At 64.0% G+C, this 17,469-nt stretch carries 15 protein-coding genes; 10 read left to right on the top strand and 5 right to left on the bottom strand.

Annotated features, from left to right (window positions below; translation table 11 throughout):
* Window positions 1-1,014, bottom strand: coding sequence for an N-acetyl-gamma-glutamyl-phosphate reductase (argC, locus tag PU634_RS17050; protein WP_306762031.1), 1,014 nt, complete (start codon window positions 1,012-1,014; stop codon window positions 1-3).
* A gap of 247 nt (window positions 1,015-1,261) precedes the next feature.
* Here argC and argE point away from each other — a divergent pair, with 247 nt between their 5' ends.
* From argE to PU634_RS17005, 9 genes are all read left to right on the top strand, one after another.
* Complete coding sequence (gene argE / locus PU634_RS17045; protein WP_306762030.1) at window positions 1,262-2,413, top strand: acetylornithine deacetylase; 1,152 nt, start codon at window positions 1,262-1,264, stop codon at window positions 2,411-2,413.
* A gap of 111 nt (window positions 2,414-2,524) precedes the next feature.
* Entirely contained in the window at window positions 2,525-5,146 is a 2,622-nt protein-coding gene (ppc, locus tag PU634_RS17040) for a phosphoenolpyruvate carboxylase (RefSeq protein WP_306762029.1), read from the top strand.
* A gap of 285 nt (window positions 5,147-5,431) precedes the next feature.
* Window positions 5,432-5,893 carry a Cys-tRNA(Pro) deacylase gene (gene ybaK, locus PU634_RS17035; protein WP_306762028.1) on the top strand — a complete coding sequence of 154 codons (462 nt, stop codon included), beginning with the start codon at window positions 5,432-5,434 and terminating at the stop codon, window positions 5,891-5,893.
* A 142-nt stretch (window positions 5,894-6,035) separates the two neighbouring features.
* Window positions 6,036-7,295, top strand: coding sequence for an imelysin family protein (locus tag PU634_RS17030; RefSeq protein WP_306762027.1), 1,260 nt, complete (start codon window positions 6,036-6,038; stop codon window positions 7,293-7,295).
* 91 nt (window positions 7,296-7,386) lie between these two features.
* Window positions 7,387-8,772, top strand: a complete 1,386-nt coding sequence (locus PU634_RS17025; RefSeq protein WP_306762026.1) for a di-heme oxidoreductase family protein — start codon at window positions 7,387-7,389, stop codon at window positions 8,770-8,772.
* Window positions 8,772-9,770, top strand: a complete 999-nt coding sequence (locus PU634_RS17020) for an imelysin family protein (protein WP_306762025.1) — start codon at window positions 8,772-8,774, stop codon at window positions 9,768-9,770. Before PU634_RS17025 ends, PU634_RS17020 begins: the two co-directional genes overlap by 1 nt.
* Window positions 9,770-10,849, top strand: coding sequence for a DUF1513 domain-containing protein (locus PU634_RS17015; protein ID WP_306762024.1), 1,080 nt, complete (start codon window positions 9,770-9,772; stop codon window positions 10,847-10,849). The genes PU634_RS17020 and PU634_RS17015 overlap by 1 nt, the downstream gene beginning before the upstream one ends.
* 203 nt (window positions 10,850-11,052) lie before the next feature.
* A complete protein-coding gene (locus PU634_RS17010) occupies window positions 11,053-11,304 on the top strand; it encodes a GlsB/YeaQ/YmgE family stress response membrane protein (RefSeq protein WP_306763716.1) in 252 nt (83 codons plus the stop codon).
* Window positions 11,305-11,381: 77 nt separating this feature from the next.
* Window positions 11,382-11,783 carry an NUDIX hydrolase gene (locus tag PU634_RS17005; RefSeq protein WP_306762023.1) on the top strand — a complete coding sequence of 134 codons (402 nt, stop codon included), beginning with the start codon at window positions 11,382-11,384 and terminating at the stop codon, window positions 11,781-11,783.
* 48 nt (window positions 11,784-11,831) lie between these two features.
* Here PU634_RS17005 and metL read toward each other — a convergent pair whose 3' ends face one another.
* Together metL and metB are read right to left on the bottom strand one after the other, a co-directional pair.
* Window positions 11,832-14,264 carry a bifunctional aspartate kinase/homoserine dehydrogenase II gene (gene metL, locus PU634_RS17000; RefSeq protein WP_306762022.1) on the bottom strand — a complete coding sequence of 811 codons (2,433 nt, stop codon included), beginning with the start codon at window positions 14,262-14,264 and terminating at the stop codon, window positions 11,832-11,834.
* Window positions 14,265-15,425, bottom strand: a complete 1,161-nt coding sequence (metB, locus tag PU634_RS16995; protein WP_306762021.1) for a cystathionine gamma-synthase — start codon at window positions 15,423-15,425, stop codon at window positions 14,265-14,267.
* A gap of 175 nt (window positions 15,426-15,600) precedes the next feature.
* On the opposite strand from metB, the gene metJ reads away from it, so the two are divergent.
* Window positions 15,601-15,927 carry a met regulon transcriptional regulator MetJ gene (gene metJ / locus PU634_RS16990; RefSeq protein ID WP_306762020.1) on the top strand — a complete coding sequence of 109 codons (327 nt, stop codon included), beginning with the start codon at window positions 15,601-15,603 and terminating at the stop codon, window positions 15,925-15,927.
* 31 nt (window positions 15,928-15,958) lie between these two features.
* Here metJ and cysQ read toward each other — a convergent pair whose 3' ends face one another.
* Together cysQ and nudE are read right to left on the bottom strand one after the other, a co-directional pair.
* The gene (gene cysQ, locus PU634_RS16985; RefSeq protein WP_306762019.1) at window positions 15,959-16,774 is read right to left on the bottom strand and encodes a 3'(2'),5'-bisphosphate nucleotidase CysQ; all 816 of its coding nucleotides are present in this window, start codon (window positions 16,772-16,774) and stop codon (window positions 15,959-15,961) included.
* Between the two features lie 2 nt (window positions 16,775-16,776).
* Window positions 16,777-17,334: an ADP compounds hydrolase NudE gene (gene nudE, locus PU634_RS16980; RefSeq protein ID WP_306762018.1), complete on the bottom strand. Its 558-nt coding sequence runs from the start codon at window positions 17,332-17,334 to the stop codon at window positions 16,777-16,779.
* Window positions 17,335-17,469 lie beyond the last annotated feature (135 nt).

Raw genomic sequence — 17,469 nt, 5'->3', positions numbered from 1 at the left:
TTACTCCTTGACCAGACCCGCCAGCGGCGAGAATCCCTGATGAATGTTGATGCACTGAATGGCCTGACTGGCGGCGCCCTTCAGCAGGTTGTCGATGGCCGATACCACGATCAGCTGGTTGCCGTCCCGGCTCCAGTGCAGATCGCAGAAGGGGGTGCCGGCCACATCGTTGATCTGGGGCCACTGCCCCGCCAGCCGCACGATCTTCTGACCGTCGTAGGCCTGGTGATAAGCGGCGGCGATCTGTTCGTCGGTCACCCCGTCCTTCAGCTGCACATAAACGGTGGCCAGAATGCCACGAATAAAGTTGCCCAGATGGGGCTGGAACACCACCTGGGTGCCCAGATGATGACTGATCTCGGGCTGATGGCGGTGGTTGAACACGCCGTAGGGCTTGAGGCTGACTTCACAGAAGCTGTTATTCATGCTGGCCTTACGGCCGGCACCGCTGACGCCGGACACGGCGCTGATAATCGGGCGGTTGCCGTCGGCAATGAGGCCGGCGGTCTGCAGCGGCTTCAACGCGCTCAGGGAAGCGGTGGGGTAGCAGCCGGGCACGGCGATCAGTTTGGCCGCCTTGATGGCGTCCTGGTTCCACTCCGCCAGACCGTAGGCGGCATCGGCCAGCCAGCCGGCATGCTGGTGAGCGAAACCGTAGAACTTGTCGTAAAAGCCTTCGCCGGGCACGCGAAAGGCGCCGGACAGGTCGAATACCGGCAGGCCCTTGGCCAGAAAACCCGGCGCCAGATCGTGGCTTACCTCGTGGGCGGTGGCCAGCAGCACCAGATCCGCCTCGGTATGAATGCGGCTCAGGGCCTCGTCGTCCAACGGCAGCAGCGGCGCCTCAATCACGCCCCGCCAGCGCGGATGCAGGCTGGCAAACGGCTTGTGGGCATCCTGGCTGCCCTCGGACACATAGAGTCCGGCCAGTTCCAGATGGGGGTGGCCGTGGATCAGTCCGGCCAGCTCGGCGCCGGTATAACCGCTGGCACCTATGATTGCAGCTTTCAACATGGTCGCGTCCGTAGTCTCGATTCAGCTTGTTATAAATAAGCAGGCATCAGCCTGGCGTGTTGACAGGGCCTGTGTCACCCTGAGGCAAAGTGTTGCACGGGCCGCCTTTACCACAAGGCGAGCGGGCTACTGCAAGGCCGCCTGCAACCACCGGTTACCGAATAATGACAGACTGGCAGACTAGCAACAAAAACATATTTATGCAATTGTATTGAATTTAAATTTGAAGTTTTTCAACGGAGGATCCATGGCATCATTCAACCTGCTGGACATGTACCGCGACATCATCGCCCTGCCTTCCATCAGCAGCACCGACACCAGCTGGGATCAGAGCAACGAGCAGGTGATTCGCCTGCTGGCCGACTGGTTCAGCCGGCTCGGCTTTGCGGTGGAAGTCACCGAACTGCCCGACCTGCCCGGCAAGTTCAACCTGCTGGCCACCAGGGGGGAAGGCGACGGCGGCCTGCTGCTGGCGGGCCACACCGACACCGTGCCCTTTGATCCGGGCCGCTGGAACAAGGACCCGTTCAAACTCACCGAGGAAGGCGACCGCATCTATGGTCTGGGCACCATCGACATGAAGGGCTTCTTTGCCTTTATAGTGGAGGCGCTGAAGGACCTGGATCTGACCAGGCTCGACAAGCCCATTCGCATTCTCGCCACCGCCGACGAGGAAACCACCATGGCCGGCGCCCGCGCCATTGCCAGCGCCATGGCGATCAAGCCAGACTACGCGGTGATCGGCGAGCCCACCGGGCTGGTGCCGGTAATGATGCACAAGGGTCATATGTCGGAAGCCATTCGTGTCACCGGCAAAAGCGGCCACAGCTCGGATCCCGCCAATGGCGTCAACGCCCTGGAGATCATGAACCAGGTGATGGGCCGGCTGCTGGATCTGCAACGTCAGCTGAAGGAAAAATACGCCAACCCCCACTTCAAGGTGCCCCAGCCCACCCTGAACCTGGGCCATATTCACGGCGGCGACAGCCCCAACCGCATCTGCGCCTGCTGCGAGCTGCACTTCGACATGCGTCCCATTCCCGGCGTGGGTCCCGACGAGCTGCTCGGCCTGCTGCACCATGCGCTGGCCCCCATTAAAGAGCAGTACCCGGGTGCCCTGGAGCTGACCCACCTGCACGAGCCCATTCCGCCCTACGGCACCGACCCCGAGGCCGAGCTGGTGCGGGCCGCCGCCGAGCTGACCGGCCATGCGGCGGAAGCGGTGAACTACTGCACCGAGGCGCCCTTTATCAACCAGCTGGGCTGCCAGACCATCGTCCTCGGCCCGGGGCATATCGCTCAGGCGCATCAGCCTGACGAATACCTGGATCTGTCCTTCGTCAAACCCACGGTGGAGGTGCTGCAACGCCTGGTGAGCCGCTTCTGCTTAAGTAATTAAATTACAAAATGTGAAGTCAAACGGGCGGAAGGATTGACCGAATTGGGGAAAGCTGGCTGAATGAACGGCGGAAACGTGACTGTTTTGTAATAAACTGACAAAGAGGCAGATATGGATAATCATGCGGCACTCAGGGCCAATGTGGGCCTGCTGGGGCAGTTGCTGGGCGATGCCATTCGGGAGCATCACGGACAGGCCTTTCTCGACAAGATAGAAACCATTCGCCAGCTGGCCAAGTCGGCCCGCCAGGGCAACGATACGGACCAGCAACGGCTGCTGACCACCCTCAAACAGCTGAGCGACGACGAGCTGCTGCCGGTGGCCCGGGCCTTCAGTCAGTTTCTTAACCTGGCCAACGTGGCCGAACAGTTTCACACCATTTCCCGGGGCTATCGTCAGGACGCCGGCCCCAACCCACTGGATGAAGTGTTTGCACGCCTCAAGGGGGCCAACGTGGGTGAAGCTGCCATTCGTGAAGCGGTGGCGTCTCTCGATATCGATCTGGTGCTCACCGCCCACCCCACGGAAGTGACCCGTCGCACCTTTATTCACAAGCATGTACAGCTCAACGACTGCCTGGCGGCGCTGGAGCTGGAGTTGCCGGAAGAAGAAAAAAACAGCCTGCTGGCCCGGGTGGATCAACTGATCACCCAAGCCTGGCACAGCAACGAAATCCGCGCCCAGCGCCCCACCCCGGTGGACGAGGCCAAGTGGGGCTTTGCGGTGATAGAAAACAGCCTGTGGCCCGCCCTGCCCCGCTTTCTGCGCCAGCTCGACCAGCGCCTGGAAAGCGAGCTGGGCGAACGCCTGCCGCTGGATGCGGCGCCGGTGCGCTTTACTTCCTGGATGGGCGGCGATCGGGACGGCAACCCCTTTGTGACCGCCCGGGTTACCGAAGAGGTGCTGCTGCTGGGCCGCTGGATGGCCAGTTCGCTGTTCCTTAACGACATTCAGGAGCTGGTGTCGGAGCTGTCGATGTCTGAAGCCAGCACCGAGTTGCGCGCCGCCAGCGGCGACAGCGACGAGCCCTACCGGGCGGTGCTGCGCCGCCTGCGCGAAGATCTGCGGGAAACCCTGCTGCACCTCAACGCCCGGGTACAGGGCCAGAAGACCGACGCCCGGGATCTGGTCACCCAAACCGAGCAGCTGCGCCAGCCCCTGGAGCTGTGCTACCGTTCGCTGCAGCAGTGCGGTCTCGGCAAGATTGCCGACGGCCTGCTGCTGGACGTGATCCGCAAGGTGGCCTGTTTCGGCATTCACCTGCTCAAACTCGACATTCGCCAGGACGGCGAGCGCCATACCCAGGCCCTGGGCGAGATCACCCGCTACCTGGGCCTGGGCGACTACGCCGAATGGAGCGAGGCCGACAAGCAGGCGTTTTTGCTCAACGAGCTCAACTCCCGCCGGCCGCTGCTGCCGCGCCAGTGGCAACCCTCCCACGACACGCAGGAGGTGCTCGACACCTGCGCCGTGATCGCCCGTCACCCGCGGGACGCCTTTGGCATCTATATCATCTCCATGGCCGGCGAGCCGTCGGACGTGCTGGCGGTGCAGCTGCTGCTGAAGGAATGCGGGGTTGACTTCCCCATGCCGGTGGCACCGCTGTTTGAAACCCTGGACGACCTTAACCATGGCGCCGCCGTGATTGAGCGGCTGTACCAGTTGCCCTGGTACCGGGGCTACATGCAGGGCCGTCAGTACGTGATGATCGGCTATTCCGACTCCGCCAAGGACGCCGGCATGCTGGCCGCCGGCTGGGCCCAGTACAGCGCCATGGAGCAACTGGTGGCCATCAGTGCACGGGAAAAGGTCACCCTCACCCTGTTCCACGGCCGCGGTGGCAGCCTGGGCCGGGGAGGCGGTCCGGCCCGTCAGGCCATTCTGGCCCAGCCGCCCGGCTCCACCCTCGGCGGCCTGCGGGTGACCGAGCAGGGCGAGATGATCCGCTTCAAGTTCGGCCTGCCCCAGGTGGCCATCGACAGCCTGGCGCTCTACGCCAGCGCCGTGCTCGAAGCCAACCTGCTGCCGCCCCCGGAGCCCGAGCCCGAGTGGCGCGAGCTGATGAACACCATGGCCGAGGTGTCCTGCGCCCATTACCGTTCGCTCATTCGTGGTGAGCCCGACTTCGTGCCCTACTTCCGCGCCGCCACCCCCGAGCTGGAGCTGGGCAAGCTGCCGCTGGGCTCCCGCCCGGCCAAGCGCAAGCCCAATGGCGGTGTGGAAAGCCTGCGTGCCATTCCCTGGATCTTTGCCTGGACCCAGAACCGGCTGATGCTGCCGGCCTGGCTGGGTGCCCACAAGGGGCTGGAAAAGGTAGTGGCCGACGGCCACGAAGCCACCCTGCGCGCCATGAACCGGGGCTGGCCCTTCTTTCGCGCCCGCCTCGACATGCTGGAAATGGTGTTCCTCAAGGCCGACTCGGGTCTGGCGGCCTACTACGACAGCGTGCTGGTACCGGAACCGCTCAAGCCTTTGGGCAAACGACTACGGGACGAACTGCGTGCCAGCACCGAGCTGGTACTCAGGCTGAAGGAAAAGTCCGAGCTGCTGTCCAGCGAGCCCTGGATTCAGGAATCCATCAAGCTGCGCAACCCCTACACGGACCCGCTCAATGTGCTGCAGGCCGAACTGCTCAAGCGCTCCCGGGAACAGGACGATATTCACCCGGTGCTGGATCAGGCGCTGATGGTGACCATCGCCGGCATCGCCGCAGGCATGCGGAATACCGGTTAAACCCAGCCGTAAGCTTTAAGCTAAAAGCTGGAAGCAGCCCGGCGGTGATGGCAGGCACCATTTGGTGCCTGCCATCCTGGCGCTGTCATTCCGGCGAAGGCCGGAATCCATGCTGCAGACGACGGTGCAAACCGCCCTGAACTCCGGCTCAAGGCCGGAGTGACGGTATTCTTGTAGGCCGCGATTTATTCGCGTCCCCAGTCCCCAGTATCATGATTCACTCTTCCCACTCCCCGTCGTTATCTGCATAATTTTCGCCTTGTTGCCAACCACCGGACTGCTCTCATGACTCCCGCCATTCTGTTTCTGGAAAAACAAAAGGCCGCCTTTACCCTGTATCAGTATGACTGCACGGCTCAGGACGACTTTGGCGCCCATGCCGCCGGGCAGCTGGGCGTACCGCTCACCCGCGTGTTCAAGACCCTGCTCACCGAGGGTGAACAGGGAGCCGTGGTGGCGCTGGTGCCGTCATCGGGCAAGGTCAACCTCAAGCGACTGGCCAAAGCTGCCGGGGTAAAAAAGCTGGAGATGATGGCGCCGCAGAAGGCAGAGCGACTGACCGGCTTCAAGGTGGGGGGCATCAGCCCATTTGCCCAGAAAAAGCGCCTGACCACCGTGATCGATGCTTCCGCCAGGGAGCACGACACCGTACTGGTCTCCGGCGGCAAGCGGGGACTGTCGGTAGCGCTGAGCGCCGGCGAGCTTGAACGCCTGCTGCAGGCGGTGCTGGCTCCCATCGCCGAGTAGTCGTCCGTATAACAGCAGACGGTAGCCATAATCCCTTTATTTGGTACGTCTATTACCGGTGGCCTCTTGCGCCCCTTTCCGCATTGGCGCTAGAATCCTTTTTGCTAATAGAAACGATTATCAAATGCATAAGGATATATAAATGCACTTCCGCAAACTTGCGCTGGCCGCCGCCATCGGTGGTCTGCTCAGCGCCTGCGCCCAGACCAGCAACCCCACCGTTACCCAGGATCAGGTCGTAGAGCACTACGCCGATATCGCCCAGGCCGTGTACGGCGACGCCCTCACCAGTGCACAGCAGCTGGATAAAGCCATTGCCGCCCTGCTGGCCAGCCCGAGTGAGCAGACTCTGGCCGATGCCCGAACCGCCTGGCTGGCCGCCCGGGTACCCTACCAGCAGTCGGAAGTGTTTCGTTTCGGCAACCCCGTGGTCGACGACTGGGAAGGCCAGCTCAACGCCTGGCCCCTGGATGAGGGGCTGATTGACTACGTCGCTCCCGGCTACCAGCATGAGCTGGGCAACGCCGGCGCCACCGCCAATATCATTGCCAACAGCCACCTTCAGGTCGGCGGCGAAAAGCTGGACGTGACAAACATTACCCCCGAGCTGCTGGCCGGGCTGAACGAGCTGGCCGGCTCCGAGGCCAATGTCGCCACCGGCTACCACGCCATCGAATTTCTGCTGTGGGGCCAGGATCTGAACGACACCCACTCCGGTGCCGGTGAACGCCCCTGGACCGACTTCGCTCTGGGCGAAGCCTGCACCCACGGCCACTGCGATCGCCGCCGCGACTACCTGCAGGCCGCAAGCCGGCTGCTGGTGCAGGATCTGCAATACATGGCGGGTCAGTGGCAACCGGGGCAGAACAACTACCGCACCGAACTCACCGCCCTGCCGGCGGAAGAAGGCCTGCGCCGCATGCTGTTCGGCATGGGCTCGCTGTCGCTGGGCGAGCTGGCCGGCGAACGCATGAAGGTGGCACTGGTGGCCAACTCGGTGGAAGACGAGCACGACTGCTTCTCCGACAACACCCACCACTCCCACTATTACAACGAGAAAGGCATCAGCAACCTGATGTTCGGCGAATACCAGCGCATCGACGGCAGCACCCTGCAGGGCCCGTCGCTGCTGCAGCTGGTAGCCCAGCAGGACGACCAGGCCGCCGCCCAAATCGGCGAGCAGTTCCGCGAAAGCGAACAGGCGGTATACCGGCTGGTGCAGTCCGCCGAGGTCAATAATGTGCACTTCGATCAGCTGATCGCCGCCGATAATCCGCAAGGCAACCAGCTGGTCACCGACGCCATCAGCGCCCTGGTGGAGCAGACCCGCGCCATTGAGCTGGCCGCCAACACCCTTGGCATCAATAACCTGAACCCGGATACCGCCGATCACGAGTTCTGATCTGGCGGCACAGCACAACACCAATAAAGAAGGGCCGGCACTTGCCGGCCTCACAATAACGCTTGTATTGCCCTTTTACTCTGGAGTCTCCATGTCGTTTCGACTCACCGGCCTGCTGCTTGGCGCTGCCTTTGCCCTCGGCGCCCAGGCCAATCCCGCCAAACCCGGTGGCGACACCACCACCACCAAAACCGGTGCCAACGCCTATTCCATGCCCGCCGCCAATCTGAGCTTTGACAAGCGCCTCGACTTCTCGGTGGGCAACAGCTTTTTCCGCAATCCCTGGGTTGCCGCGCCGGCCACCACAGACGCCCGCGACGGCCTGGGCCCGCTGTTCAACACCAACGCCTGCCAGAGCTGCCACATCAAGGACGGCCGCGGCCATCCGCCCGCCTTTGACGGCGACAATGCGGTCAGCATGCTGGTGCGGCTGTCGGTGCCCGCCGATGAAAGCCAGCAGCACCGGGACTATCTGCGCACCCTTGGGGCGGTGCCCCATCCGGTCTACGGCGGCCAGCTGCAGGACATGGCCATTCCCGGCGCCGTGCCCGAAGGCAGGGTAAATATTCGCTACAGCACCCAAACGGTACGCTTTCACGACGGCAGCACCGTGGAGCTGCGCCGGCCCCATGTCAGCATTGACCAGCCCGGCTACGGCGAGCCCGGTCCGCAGCTGCTTGCCTCAGCCCGTATTGCCCCGCCCATGATCGGCCTGGGGCTGCTGGAAGCCATTCCCGAGTCGGCGCTGCTGGCCGGGGAAGACCCGCATGATGAAAATAATGACGGCATTCGCGGCCACGCCAACCGGGTATGGGGCGCCGCCCGCGAGCACACCGTGATCGGCCGCTTTGGCTGGAAGGCCGGCCAGCCCAGTCTGCGCCAGCAAAACGCCGGCGCCTTTGCCGGCGACATGGGGCTCACCTCCGCCCTGATGCCTGCCGATGACTGCACCGCCGCTCAAGGCTGTGAGCGCTACCCGGACGGTGGCAAGCCCGAGGTCAGCAACGAGGTGCTCGATGCAGTCACCTTCTACAGCCAGCACCTGGCGGTGCCCGCCCGGCGAAACCTGAGCGATCCTCAGGTGCAGGCCGGTGAGCGGCTGTTTCTGGCACTGGGTTGCGCCGGCTGCCATACCCCGTCTTACACCACCGGCGAGCACGCCAGCCCGGCGCTCAGCCACCAGAAAATCTATCCCTATACCGATCTGCTGCTGCACGACATGGGCGACGATCTGGCCGACAACCGTCCCGAGTTTGAAGCCGGCGGCCGCGAGTGGCGTACACCGCCGCTGTGGGGCCTGGGCTATGCCAGCGAGGTGGCCGGCCAGCCCGCCCGCTATCTGCATGACGGCCGCGCCCGCACACTGCTGGAAGCCGTGCTCTGGCACGGGGGCGAGGCCGAAGCCGCCCGCAACCGGGTGCTGGCCGCCAGCGCTCGAGAACGTGAACAACTGATCGCCTTTCTGGAGTCGCTTTGATGAACTTTCGTCCGTTTTCACTCGCCGCGCTGGGCCTGCTCACCGCCTGTCAGAGCCAGCCACCACTGGACCCGTCCCTTGACCGGCTGACCCAGTCACACCTGGGCCTGATGCGCCAGCAGGCCGATGAGCTGGCCCAGGCGCTGACCCGGCTGGATAGCAGCAGCCGCGCCCATTGCGCCGGCGAGCAGCCTCTGGCCAGCGTGCAGCAGCAGTGGCGCAGCGCCTTTACCGCCTGGACCGCCCATCAGGGACAGAGCGGCGGCCCCCTCGATGCCGCCGGTCTGAGCTACGCCTTTCAGCTGTGGCCCGACAAAAAGGACACCACCGCCCGCCAGCTGACCCGTCAGCTTGAGCAGCCCGCCCCGCTCAAGGGGGCCAGCGTCACTCTTGGGGCGGTGGAATACCTGTTGTATGAGGATCTTTCCCAAGCGCAGCGCTGCACCCTGCTGCCCGGGGTCACCGAGCAACTGGTACACAGTGGCGGCCAACTGCAGGCTGCCTGGCGCAACCCGCAAGGCTATGAACAACAGCTGGAGCAAATGGCGGTGCAGGGCGGCGAGCGTGTGCTGCTGGTGCAGATCCTCGGCCAGCTGGCCCACCGTTACGATCGCATTGAAAAAAAACTCGACCTGCCGCTCAATACCGTGGATCACCCGCGTCCGCTGTTTGCCGAAGCCTGGCGCAGCCAGCAGTCGCTGTACTTTGTGCGCACCAGCCTGAAAAGCCTGCAGCGGGAATATCAGGACGGAGGCATTCGCACATACCTGCAGCAAAAAAATGAAAACACGCTGATCAATGAGCTGGATAAGGCCTTTGCCGATACCCTTGAGCATCTGCCCGAGGGCGACAGCCTGGCCCACTGGCTGCAAGGGGACAACTACGCCGCCCTGCTGCGCTTTAAACTCTCCTTTGATCGCCTGGGCAGCCAGCTCAAGCTGCGCCTGCCCGACGCCCTGGGCCTCAGTCTGGGCTTTAACGCCACGGACGGTGACTGATGCACAGACGGCAATTTCTGAAAGGGCTGTCCGCCGCCGGCGTGTTGTGCAGCCTGGGGCTGGCGGGCTGTGCCCTGCCGGCACGCAGACGCGGCTATCTGGTGGGTGGCGGCCGTCGCGACGGCGGCCACCGCTATGTGGTGCAGGCACTGAATCTGGATGGCAGCCTGCGCTATGAGCTGCCGCTGCCGGCCCGGGGGCACGGCATGGCGGCCCACCCCACCCGGCCGCTGGCGGTGTGTCATGCCCGTCGCCCCGGCGGCTGGCTGGCGCTGTTCAACCATGAGCAGGGCCGGTTGCTGCAGGTGCGCGAGGCAGACCCACAGCGCCACTATTACGGCCATGGCGTGTTCAGTGCCGACGGCCGCCGGCTCTATACCACCGAGGGGGTACGCAGCACCAGTAAAGGCATTATCGGTGTATATGCGCTTGAAGGGGAACGGCTCACCAAGGTAAACGAGTTCACCGGCTTTGGCCTGGGCCCTCATGAAATCCGCCGCCTGCCCGATGGCAACCTGGTGGTGGGCGTGGGCGGCGTGCACACGCAGGGGCGCGAGCCGCTGAACCTGAACACCATGCAACCCAGCCTCACTTACCTCGATGCCCGGAACGGCAGGATACTGGAGCAGCGGGGCCTGGCCGACCGCCATCTGTCCATTCGCCACCTGGCGGTGACCGCCGACGGCGAAGTGTTTACCGGCCAGCAGTACCGGGGCAACCCGGACGACTATCCGCCGCTGATCGTGCGTCACCGCCGGGGCCGGAAGCTTATCCCCCTTGGCGGCGAGCCTCTGGACTGGGCCCGCTTCAACCATTACATCGCCAGCATCGCGGTCACCGACAATCATATTGCCGCCACCTCGCCACCGGGCAACTGCTACGGCCTGTGGCACCGCCACAGCGGCGAGCTGATCCGCATCGCCCCCCTGCCCGATGCCTCCGGTGCCTCGGCGGCTCGGGGCCAGATCTGGCTGGGCAGCGGCCAGGGCGGCATCAGCCGGCTCAATGTTCAGGGCGAGGAAACCCGTTTCTATTCCCCCTGGCAGTGGGACAACCACTGGTCGCTGATCGGCGGCTGAAGACCCCATAACCTTGTCTCCCCGCGAAGGAACGTCATCCTCGCGAAGGCGGGGGCCGGGGCGGGGGGCCATTCCACATACTGCGCCCCCGTTCATGGATTTCCGCCTTCGCGGAAATGATCGGGCATGAAAGACAGAGGCCGGCCGTGTGTGCCGCTGGACTATGCTTGGATCAGTTCAAAAAACAACCACCGGAGTACATCATGGGCATTCTCAGCTGGATCGTCTTTGGGCTTATCGCCGGCTTTCTGGCGCGCTGGATCATGCCCGGGCGGGATGGCGGGGGCTTTATCATGACCACCCTGCTCGGCATTGCCGGCGCCTTTGTGGGCGGCTGGATAGGCGTGCGGCTGGGCTTTGGCAGCGTCACCGGCTTTAACCTGGGCAGCATGATCACCGCGGTGATCGGCGCCCTGTTTCTGCTGTTTGTGTACCGCCTGATCAGCCGGTCGTAGTGCCGCGTCATTAAATTCGCCCAAGCCGTTCGAGCTTTGGCACAATACCCACTTATTCATTCAGCCAGGGAAGACTCATGAAGGCACCCAAGGTCGGCGTTATCGCCGTGGTCTGGCACCGGCAGCGCGTGCTGCTGGTGAAACGCAAGCACGCTCCCCACGCCGGGCACTGGGGCTTTCCCGGCGGTAAGCTGGAATGGGGCGAAACCATGAGTGCCGGCGCGGCCCGGGAATTACTGGAAGAAACCGGCGTCACCGCCCGCATGGATGCTCCCTTTGCCTGCTACGACGTGCTGGCCGAAGACGCCGGCAACCTGGCCCATCACTATGTGATGGTGGCGGTGCGCGGCCACTATCAGCGCGGTACCCCAGTGGCCGACGACGACGCCGAAGCCGTGGCCTGGTTCAGCCCCGAGGCCCTGCCCTCGCCCCTGTGCCCGGATCTGCAAGAAATTATTGAGCGCTCGCAGCAGGACTGAGCAGCGACACGCCTGTATCAAAAAGGCTCCCGCAGGAGCCTTGTTTCGTTACAGTGCCGCCAGCAGCTGCCACAGATCCGCCTGCACGGCGGCGGCGGTCACTTCCCGGCCGGCCCCCGGCCCCTGAATGACCATGGGGTTCTGACGGTAATGGCGGGTTTCGATGGCGAACACATTATCGCCGGGGCGCAGCGGCACAAAAGGATGGTTGGCGGGTACCACCTCCAGCCCCACGCTGGCTGCCCCGCTGTCGGCATGAAAACGGGCCACGTGGCGCAGCACGCCGCCCTGCTGTTGCGCCTCGGCCAGGCGCTCGGCCAGCATGCCGTCGAGCCGGTGCAGATGTTCCAGGGCCTCCGCCTTGTCGAGCGCCGCCAGCTCCTCGGGCACCAGGCTGGCCACCTGTACCTGCTCGGGGTCGAGATCAAAGCCGGCTTCCCGGGCCAGAATCACCAGCTTGCGCTTGACGTCCTGACCATTGAGATCTTCCCGCGGATCCGGCTCGGTCAGGCCCTGCTGCCAGGCCTGCTGCACCAGCTCGGAAAACGGCCGGCTGCCGTCGAAGTGCTGGAACAGCCAGCTCAGGCTGCCGGAAAAGATACCGCTGATGGCCCGGATCTGCTCTCCCGACTGGCGCAACTGGTGCAGGCTGCTCTGTACCGGCAGGCCGGCGCCCACGGTGGCATTGCTGAGAAACTTCACCCTGTGCTCGGCCAGCGCCTGCTTCAGTCCGGCATACACATCCCGGCTGGCGGCTCCGGCCTGCTTGTTGGCAGCAATCAGGTGAATATGCTGCTGCACCAGGGCCGGATAATACTGCACCAGGCTGTCGGAGGCGGTGCAGTCCAGCGCCACCATGGTGTCGAAGCCGTGCTCTTCCAAGCTTTCCAGCCAGTCGGGCCACACCAGGCTGCGGGGTTCAAACGCGTTCAGAACCTGGTCCACTTCCAGCCCCTGGCTGGCCAGCATGGCGCCGCGAGAGTCGAACACCCCGTACAGGGTCAGGCGCAGGTTCAGCTCCTGCTCCAGCCGGGCCTTCTGCTCCTTGTACAGCCGCAGCCAGGCCTGGCCGATGTTGCCCCGGCCAAACAGCAGTACGCCCACCCGGCGGGGACGGCTGAACAGGCTCTGGTGCAGCCGCAGCAGCAAGGGATCCAGGCTGGTTTTACGCACCACCCCCACCAGGCTGAGGCCGTTTTTCGCCGGCTGAACAAACTCCAGCGGCTGCTCGTTGAGGGCATGGTAAAACTGCAGGCACTGCTCGGCCTGAGCGGTCACGTTCTTGCCCACCAGCGCCACCAGGGAAAAGCCGTCCCGTTGTTGCAGCCCTTCAAAGCCGCCGGCGGGCTGGTGATCCCGCAGCAGCAGAAACGCCTGCTCGGCCTGCTCCCGGGTATAGGCAATCTGCCACAACTTGCGATCGGGCCGGCGCTTGCACGCCAGCGGGGCCAGCTCCCGTTTGGTAAGCCATTCGGTGAGGGCGTCCACCCGCTCCTGGTAGCGATCGGAAATGGTCATTTCCACCAGCACGGTGTCGTCCACCGCGGTAACGATGCGCGCGCCCTGCTCGCGGCGGGGCTTGCGCTCAATGCGGGTATGGCCGTCGTCCGGGTGGTAGCTGCAGCGCAGCATCAGTTGCTGGCGGCTGGCGGCCACCGGCCCCAGGGTGCGGCTGTGCAGCACCGGCGAGCCCAGCCGGGCCAGCTCGGCGGCCTCGGGCAGGGCCAGCCGTTTGAGCAGGTGCGCCTCGGGAATGCGTCGCGGATCGGCGCTGAACACCCCGGGTACATCGCTCCAGATGGTGGTGTGAGTGCTGTCGGCCAGGGCCGCCAGCAGGGTGGCGCTGAAGTCGGAGCCGTTACGCCCCAGCAGCCGGGTGTTGCCGTCGTCATCGGCGGCGATAAAACCGGTCACCACCAGTATCTGTTGGCCATGCCGCGCCAGAATATCGGCCAGCAAGCGGCGCGATGCCTCTTCCTGCACCCGAACCGGCGTGCCCGTCACCCGCAGAAAACGGCGCGCATCCAGGCTGTCGGCGGCCAGCCCCTGATGACGCAGCACCTGCGCCAGCAGCCGGGACGACCACACCTCGCCAAAGGACTGAATAAAGCTGCGTTGAACCTCATCGAGCCGGCTGTGCTCCAGCACTCGAGCAATGGTGACGATGTCGTCGTTCAGCGCCGCCAGCAGGGGGGCCGCCTCGGCCTCGGGCAGAGAGGTCTCGATCAGATTGCGCTGAAAAGCGTGCAGGCCCGCCAGCGCCTCGGGGGCGGCGGTGTCGCCGCTGGCGAACAGGCCGAGCAGTTCAATCAGCCGGTTGGTGGTCTTGCCCGGCGCCGACACCACGATCAGGGCGTCGGGCTGGTGCAGGTTGTGAATGATACCGGCTACCCGGTGAAAACAGGCGGCATCGGCCAGGCTGCTGCCGCCAAACTTGTGCACCGGTCGCCAGGCGCCGGCCTCGGGCTCGAGAATGGTCATTTACTTGCTGAGTACCTTGAATGCGTTTTCCAGATCGTGGATCAGATCGCCGGCGTCCTCAATCCCTACCGATACCCGCAACAGTTGCTGGCTGATGCCGGCCTCGGCCAGGGCCTCGGGGCTCATGGCGGCGTGGGTCATGGTGGCCGGGTGGGCGATCAGGCTTTCCACCCCGCCCAGGGATTCGGCCAGGGAGAACAGCTGCAGTTGCTGCAAAAAGGCCTTGAGCCCGGCCTCGTCGGCATCCAGCTCAAAGCTGAGCATGGCGCCGAAACCGGCCTGCTGGCGGGCGGCAATGGCGTGGCCCGGGTTGCCCGGCAGGCTGGGGTGATACACGGCTTTTACCCTGGGCTGGGTTTGCAGAAAGGCCACCAGCGCCTCGGCGTTTTCGCAGTGCTGGCGCATGCGCACCCCCAGGGTGCGCAGGCCGCGCAGGGTCAGGTAGTTGTCAAAGGCGGAACCGGTCAGCCCCAGGCAATTGGCCCACCAGCGCAGTTGCTCGGCCAGATCCGGATTCGCCGCCACCACGGCGCCGCCGAGGGCGTCGGAGTGGCCGTTGATGTATTTGGTGGTGGAATGCAGCACCAGATCGGCGCCCAGTTTCAGCGGCTGCTGCAACGCCGGCGACAAAAAGGTGTTGTCCACCACGCTGAGCGCGCCCACCTCCCGGGCGGCGGCGCACAGCGCCTGAATGTCCACCACCCGCAGCAGCGGGTTGGACGGGGTTTCGATCCACAGCATGCGCGGCTTGCGCGCCATCACCTCGGCCAGAGCATCGGCGTCGGTCTGATCCACATAGGCCAGTTCAAACAGGCCCTTGGCGGCCAGGGAGTTGAACAGCCGCTGGCTGCCGCCGTAGCAGTCGTGGGGCACCACCAGCAGATCGCCGGGTTGCAGCTGGGAAGTCACGATCAGGTTGATGGCGCCCAGGCCGCTGGCGGTGACCGCCGCGCCGGCGCCGCCTTCCAGGTGGGTCAGGGCGTCGAGCAGGGTCTGGCGGGTGGGATTGCCGGAGCGGGCATAGTCGAACTGGCGCTTCTGGTTAAAGTCGGCAAAGGAATAGGTGCTGCTGAGGTAAATGGGCGGCACCACGGCACCATGCTGAGTGTCACTCTCAAGGCCGGTACGAACGGCGTGGGTCTGAGTCTTGTAAGTCGGCATGTGCTTCTCCTTTGCGCGCGGCAGCCTGAAACAGAATTCTGAGGAAGTGCACAGTAACCCGAACAAAATAAGCCGTCAAGCCACCCAGACGTCCATAAGGCTTTGCCGTTGGATTGCCAACACAAAATGCAGGGGTTACAATTCGCCGGAACCAATTTCCGAACGCAGGTGGACGATGAAAACTGAATGGAACGGCGACTATATCAGCCCCTACGCCGAACACGGCAAGAAAAGCGAGCAGGTCAAAAAGATCACCGTCTCCATCCCGCTCAAGGTGCTCAAAGTGCTCACCGACGAGCGCACCCGGCGCCAGGTGAACAATCTGCGTCACGCCACCAACAGCGAGCTGCTGTGCGAGGCCTTTCTGCATGCCTACACCGGCCAGCCCCTGCCCCAGGACGACGACCTGCGCAAGGATGTGCCCGACCAGATCCCCGCCCGGGCCCGGGAAATCATGACCGAGCTGGGCATCGAAATCGAGGATTTCGAACAGGAAGACTGAACAAGGGCGGCCAAGGCCGCCCTTGTTGCATTCAGGATCTGCCGCGAAGAATGTCCCGCCAGGGCAGGTTTTCATCCCCCAGGGTGATGAAGTTGGGGTTGATCAGGCTGTCGCGCTCGTTGTAGCTGAGCCGCGCCAGCTCCAGGTCGAGAATGCGACCGCCCGCTTCTTCCACAATGCACTGGGTGGCACCGGTGTCCCACTCGCCGGTGGGGCCGATGCGCATGTACAGGTCCGCCGCTCCTTCCGCCACCAGGCACGACTTGAGCGAACTTGAGCCCAGAGGCAGCAGCCGGTAGTCCAGCTCGTCGGAAAGCCGCGAGCGCACCCAGTCCACGTTCTGCCGCCGGCTGATGGCAATGCACAGGCTGGTCACCGGCTGGCGCTGGTCATAATGACGGGCGTGAATGCGGGTAATCTCGCCACCGGCTTCCTTGAAGGCGCCCTGGCCACACACCGCGTAATACATGAGATCGTGCACCGGGCCGTACACCACCCCCAGCACCGGCTTGCCATGTTCAATCAGGGCAATCATGGTGGAGAAGTCGCCGCTGCCGGCAATAAATTCCTGGGTGCCGTCCAGCGGGTCCACCAGCCAGTAGCGGGGCCAGGTGCTGCGCTCCGCCAGCGGAATGTCGCCGCCTTCCTCGGAGAGTACCGGAATGTCGGCCAGGGCGCGCAGGGCCCGGTCGAGATAGGCGTGCGCCGCCAGATCGGCACTGGTCACCGGGCTGTCGTCGTCCTTGCTCTCGGCCTGATACTGACCACTGTGGTACATCGACAGGATCAGCCGGCCGGATTCTCGGGCTGCCGCCTTCACCCCCGGCAGCAGGGCACTGGTATCCATGCTTATTCCTCTTTATTAAGCCAGTCCTGCAACAAAAACAGACCACAAATGCTGCGGGCCTCGGAAAAATCGGGCCGGGCGAGCAGTTCGTCCAGCCGGGCCAAGGGCCAGGGCACCACTTCCAGCGGCTCCGGCTCATCCCCTTCCCGCTGTTCCGGATACAAGTTCCGTGCCAGTAAAATGTCCATGCGGCTGCCAAAATAACCGGGGGCCAGGCTCACCTGCTTGAGCGGAATCAGGGTACGGGCGCCATAGCCCACTTCTTCCATCAGTTCCCGGTTGCCTGCCTCCAGGGCAGTTTCACCCGGATCGATCAGCCCCTTGGGAAAGCCAAGCTCATAGCTGTGGGTACCGGCGGAGTATTCCCGAATCAGCAGAAGGGTGTCGTCGTCGAGCATGGGCACCAGCATCACGGCGCCGCGACCGCCGCCGCGCATTCTTTCATAGATTCGCTCAACACCGTTACTGAAACGCAGGTGTACCGATTCCACCCGGAACAGGCGGCTTTCCGCCACCAGTTCGGTGTGCAGTATGGTCGGTTTTTGTTTGTTCCCGGTCATGGCCATCCCGTATTTGACTCGCCTTACCTGAGGTTATCGCAACTGGCGGCCAACGTCTGCCGCAGAATGGCCACAAAGCGTGATTTGCCCCGCCCTTTATACGCCGAAGCAGACCATCTGGTATAATCGGGGTCC

This window comes from Oceanimonas pelagia (genome assembly GCF_030849025.1).
In the GTDB taxonomy this organism is placed as follows: Bacteria; Pseudomonadota; Gammaproteobacteria; order Enterobacterales; family Aeromonadaceae; genus Oceanimonas; species Oceanimonas pelagia.
This window is presented reverse-complemented; position numbering and strand designations above follow the sequence as displayed.

Bases quoted from the DNA above. Each gene is read 5' to 3' on its own strand.
- argC (WP_306762031.1), bottom strand. From the start codon at position 1,014: ATGTTGAAAGCTGCAATCATAGGTGCCAGCGGTTATACCGGCGCCGAG.
- argE (WP_306762030.1), top strand. From the start codon at position 1,262: ATGGCATCATTCAACCTGCTGGACATGTACCGCGACATCATCGCCCTG.
- ppc (WP_306762029.1), top strand. From the start codon at position 2,525: ATGGATAATCATGCGGCACTCAGGGCCAATGTGGGCCTGCTGGGGCAG.
- ybaK (WP_306762028.1), top strand. From the start codon at position 5,432: ATGACTCCCGCCATTCTGTTTCTGGAAAAACAAAAGGCCGCCTTTACC.
- PU634_RS17030 (WP_306762027.1), top strand. From the start codon at position 6,036: ATGCACTTCCGCAAACTTGCGCTGGCCGCCGCCATCGGTGGTCTGCTC.
- PU634_RS17025 (WP_306762026.1), top strand. From the start codon at position 7,387: ATGTCGTTTCGACTCACCGGCCTGCTGCTTGGCGCTGCCTTTGCCCTC.
- PU634_RS17020 (WP_306762025.1), top strand. From the start codon at position 8,772: ATGAACTTTCGTCCGTTTTCACTCGCCGCGCTGGGCCTGCTCACCGCC.
- PU634_RS17015 (WP_306762024.1), top strand. From the start codon at position 9,770: ATGCACAGACGGCAATTTCTGAAAGGGCTGTCCGCCGCCGGCGTGTTG.
- PU634_RS17010 (WP_306763716.1), top strand. From the start codon at position 11,053: ATGGGCATTCTCAGCTGGATCGTCTTTGGGCTTATCGCCGGCTTTCTG.
- PU634_RS17005 (WP_306762023.1), top strand. From the start codon at position 11,382: ATGAAGGCACCCAAGGTCGGCGTTATCGCCGTGGTCTGGCACCGGCAG.
- metL (WP_306762022.1), bottom strand. From the start codon at position 14,264: ATGACCATTCTCGAGCCCGAGGCCGGCGCCTGGCGACCGGTGCACAAG.
- metB (WP_306762021.1), bottom strand. From the start codon at position 15,425: ATGCCGACTTACAAGACTCAGACCCACGCCGTTCGTACCGGCCTTGAG.
- metJ (WP_306762020.1), top strand. From the start codon at position 15,601: ATGAAAACTGAATGGAACGGCGACTATATCAGCCCCTACGCCGAACAC.
- cysQ (WP_306762019.1), bottom strand. From the start codon at position 16,774: ATGGATACCAGTGCCCTGCTGCCGGGGGTGAAGGCGGCAGCCCGAGAA.
- nudE (WP_306762018.1), bottom strand. From the start codon at position 17,334: ATGACCGGGAACAAACAAAAACCGACCATACTGCACACCGAACTGGTG.